We start from the raw sequence: 3,773 nt of genomic DNA on the forward strand, positions 1-3,773 counted from the left end.
CCCTCGCCGAGGCATACGCCCGCCACCCCGAACGCTTCGGCCGCCGCCCCCGACCACCCCGGATACCCCAGCAGGCGTGGATCAACGACCCGGCCAGACGCAGGGAACCCGCACCACAAACCTCATAGCGCCCCAACCGTCTCACTGGACTTGAAATCTTCCGGGACGCATCCTGCCCTGACTGGCGTGTATTGTTGGTGGTGTCGACGCGGGGTGGAGCAGCTCGGTAGCTCGCTGGGCTCATAACCCAGAGGTCGCAGGTTCAAATCCTGTCCCCGCTACCACAGTGAGGGGCCCGGTCTCCGGGCCCCTCCGCATGCGCCCACGGCTTCGGTCTGCCGGTCACGTCCGCTGGAGTGGTGTATCGACGGCCACTCGGTGATCTCGTCTTTGAAGCTATGCGGTGAGTTCGGTGGGCAGGACGGTGTCGTCGGTTTCTGACTCGATCGGGTGGAGGCGTGCCTTGGCGAGCAGGTCGAGTCCCATGTAGCGGCGGGNGGTCCACTCGTCGTTCTGCTCGGCCAGGACCGCGCCGACCAGCCGGATCAGGGCGGTGCGGTCGGGGAAGATGCCGACCACGTCGGTGCGGCGTCGGATCTCTTTGTTGAGCCGTTCCTGCGGGTTGTTCGACCAGATCTGCCGCCAGCTCTCCCGCGGGAACGCGGTGAACGCCAGCAGGTCTGCCTGGGCGGCATCCAGGTGCTCAGCGGCCTTGGGGAACTTGGCCTCCAGGGCCTCGAGCACGTGCCGCATCTGGGCTCTCACGGCGTCGGTGTCGGGCTGTTCGAAGACGGTCCGCAGCAGGGTGGCCACCCACGGTTGAGCCGACTTCGGGACCTGGGAGAGCAGGTTCCTTGCGTAGTGGGTGCGGCACCGCTGCCACGAGGCGCCGGGCAGCACCGCGCCGATCGCGTCGACCAGGCCGGCGTGCGCGTCGGAGACGACGAGCTGGACGCCGGACAGGCCGCGGGCGGTCAGGGAGCGCAGGAAGGCGAGCCAGCCGGCGCCGTCCTCGGCGGTGGCCACGTCCAGGCCGAGGATCTCGCGGTGGCCGTCGGCGTTGACGCCGACCGCGATGAGCGCGTGGACGTTGATGATGCGGCCGCCCTCGCGGACCTTCTGGGTCAGGGCGTCGACCCAGACGAAGGCATACGGTCCGGCGTCCAGAGGCCGGTTGCGGAAGGCGGCGACCTGTTCGTCCAGGTGCTTGGCCATCGCGCTGACCTGGGACTTCGACAGCTGGGTGACGCCGAGGGACTCGGCGAGCTTCTCGACTCTGCGGGTGGAGACCCCGAGCAGGTAGGCGGTGGCGACCACGCTGATGAGGGCCTGCTCGGCCCGGCGGCGGCGCTCCAGCAGCCAGTGCGGGAAGTAACTTCCGGACCTGAGCTTGGGGATGGCCAACTCGACGGTGCCGGCGCGGGTGTCCCACTCGTGCGGGCGATAGCCGTTGCGATGGTTGACGCGTTCCTCGCTGACCTGGCCGTATTCGGCGTTGCAGAGGGCGTCGGCCTCGGCGGACATGAGGGCGTCGGCAAACGTCTTGATCATCGCGCGCAGCAGATCGGGACTCGCCGCGGCGAGGTTGTCCTCGGCGAGGGCGTGCAGGGGCAGACTGTCGGGTGCGGTCATCGTGCTGATCTTGTACCGCTCGGAAAGTCATCGCTGCAGGTGCGTACCCATGTCCTGGAGCGTCGGTAGCAGCTGGGATGCTGTCGTGGTGATCGTCTCGCTGCTGTACAGGGTGACCCGGAAGCTGCTGGCCGTCCCCGGCATACTGCTGCGCCGCGACACCACGAAGGAAGCTGAACTGTTCGTGCTGCGGCACGAGAACACGGTCCTGCGCCGCCAACTCGCAGGACCGGTGCGCTACGAGCCGGCCGACCGGTTCTGGTTTGCTGCCCTGTCCTCGCTGATACCGCGCCGTCGCTGGGCGCAGGTCTTCCCGGTCCAGCCCGGCACCGTACTGGCCTGGCACCGCAGGCTGATCGCGAAGAAGTGGGACTATTCCAAGCGCCGCGGCCGCACCGGCCGACCCCCGACCCCGGCCGCGCTGAAGAAGCTCGTCCTGCGCCTGGCCGAGGAGAATTCGAGGTGGGGCCATCGCCGGATTCAGGGCGAGCTGGCCCGGCTGGGGCACCCGATCTCGCCGTCCACCGTCTGGCAGATCCTCAACGCTGCGGGCATCGACCCGGCCCCACGCCGCTCCGGCCCCGGCTGGCGCGCGTTCCTCACTGCCCAGGCCGAGGGGATCATTGCCGCGGACTTCTTCCACCTCGACACCGTCCTGGGCAAGCGCCTGTATGTGCTGGCGTTCCTCGAGCACGGCACCCGGCGCCTGCACCTGACCGGCGTTACCGCCCACCCGACCGGCCAGTGGGCGGTGCAGCAGGCGCGCAACCTCGCCGCTGACTTCGGCACACGGATGGAGTCCCTGCGTTTCATGCTGCGCGACCGCGACACCAAGTACACCGAGGCCTTCGACGCCGTCTTCCAGTCAGAGGACGTGGACGTGCTGTTCAGCGCGCCCCGGGCGCCGCGAATGAACGCCCACTCCGAGCGCGTGATCGGCACGATCCGCCGGGAAGCCCTGGACCACGTGCTGATCGTGAACGAGGCCCATGCGCGTCGCGTCCTCGGCCGGTACCAAGATCACTACAACGGGCACCGGCCTCACCAGGCCCGGGACCAACTCCCGCCCGACGTGAGCGAGGAACCCGCCGCCGAACGCCAGCACGGCCATCCCGGCAAACTCCTACGCACCCGCATCCTCGGCGGAGCGATCAACGAGTACCGATATGCGGCTTGACCAGCAGCGATGACTTTCCAAGCGGCACAGGATCGATCCCGATGATGATCATGCGCATCCTGACCTGGCGGCTGACGGGCAGAAATGTGCGGTGGGCACTCTGACTTGAAGTAGCAGTCACACACATTCATGCCTCTGTCGAGCCACACCGCGCGGGTGCCGGACGGCGGCAGCACGCTAATCATGAGCCAGCCCGCAGGGCGGCAAGACACTACACGAGCCGTGCCGACCGGCACCCTGGACGCTACGGCTGCAGACCGAGCGCATGCGGTCGATTCAACAAGTCAGACACTCCCGGCCCTGCCGTGAGGCGGGCTGGAAGGAGGGAGCAATGCCCAAGCCGTACGCCCGTTGCCGCACTTGGACTCCGCCACAGGCTGAGAGCCCGGGCCGCCGACCTGCCCGCCCCTGGTCACGGAAAGCGGAACGGCCCGTCGACGGAGTCGGCGGGCCGTCGTGCAGGATCCGGTCGGCCGCCGGATCCGCACCCGTGGGGTGAGTCGTCGCGCCAGGTCGTCGACCGCGGGACCGCTCCTTCCCGGCGGGCCGGTTGTCGAACGCTGCTGCGTCGCGACGACCTGTCTGCGTGTGGTCGTCGCGACGCGTCCTCCCGTCCGGGGTGGAGCGTGCACGGATCCCGAAGGGCGCTGATCGTCCCCCGGTCAGAACATGGCGATGGGGTTGACCGGCACACCGGTCAGGCCGTGGATGCGCGGCGGGGCGATGGTGAGCAGGAAAGTGTAGCGCTTCAGCCGCGCACACAAAGCTGCGAGGTCGTCCAGCTGCGGCACGTCGAGAAGCGGCATCGCCATCCGGCCGAGCGCCACCCCGTGCAGCGGGGAGGGTTCGTCCGGATTCAGCGGAGGATGCGCGTCACCCCTGTCCGGGGCGACGATGGCGACCCCCCGACGGTGCATCCAGCGCACCGCGTCCAGGCTGATTCCCGGACTTGGGGTGTCGGCGG

1 protein-coding gene, 1 tRNA gene and 2 pseudogenes are annotated in these 3,773 nt (G+C 68.8%); 2 read left to right on the top strand and 2 right to left on the bottom strand.

From position 1 onward, the window contains the following. Positions 1-207 precede the first annotated feature (207 nt). Positions 208-284: transfer RNA gene (locus RH94_RS11005), tRNA-Met, on the top strand. 214 nt (positions 285-498) lie between these two features. Here RH94_RS11005 and RH94_RS11010 read toward each other — a convergent pair. Continuing rightward, positions 499-1,632: pseudogene (locus tag RH94_RS11010) on the bottom strand (IS256 family transposase); the annotation flags it as partial. Between the two features lie 49 nt (positions 1,633-1,681). Between RH94_RS11010 and RH94_RS11015 the strand changes: the two are divergent. Continuing rightward, entirely contained in the window at positions 1,682-2,809 is a 1,128-nt protein-coding gene (locus RH94_RS11015) for an integrase core domain-containing protein (protein WP_234425686.1), read from the top strand. A 662-nt stretch (positions 2,810-3,471) separates the two neighbouring features. Here RH94_RS11015 and RH94_RS43010 read toward each other — a convergent pair. Beyond that, positions 3,472-3,773, bottom strand: a pseudogene (locus RH94_RS43010) (cyclase family protein); the annotation flags it as partial.

Source organism: Streptomyces kebangsaanensis (assembly GCF_001906585.1).
Classification (GTDB): domain Bacteria; phylum Actinomycetota; class Actinomycetes; order Streptomycetales; family Streptomycetaceae; genus Streptomyces; species Streptomyces kebangsaanensis.

Bases quoted from the DNA above. Each gene is read 5' to 3' on its own strand.
- RH94_RS11015 (WP_234425686.1), top strand. From the start codon at position 1,682: ATGTCCTGGAGCGTCGGTAGCAGCTGGGATGCTGTCGTGGTGATCGTC.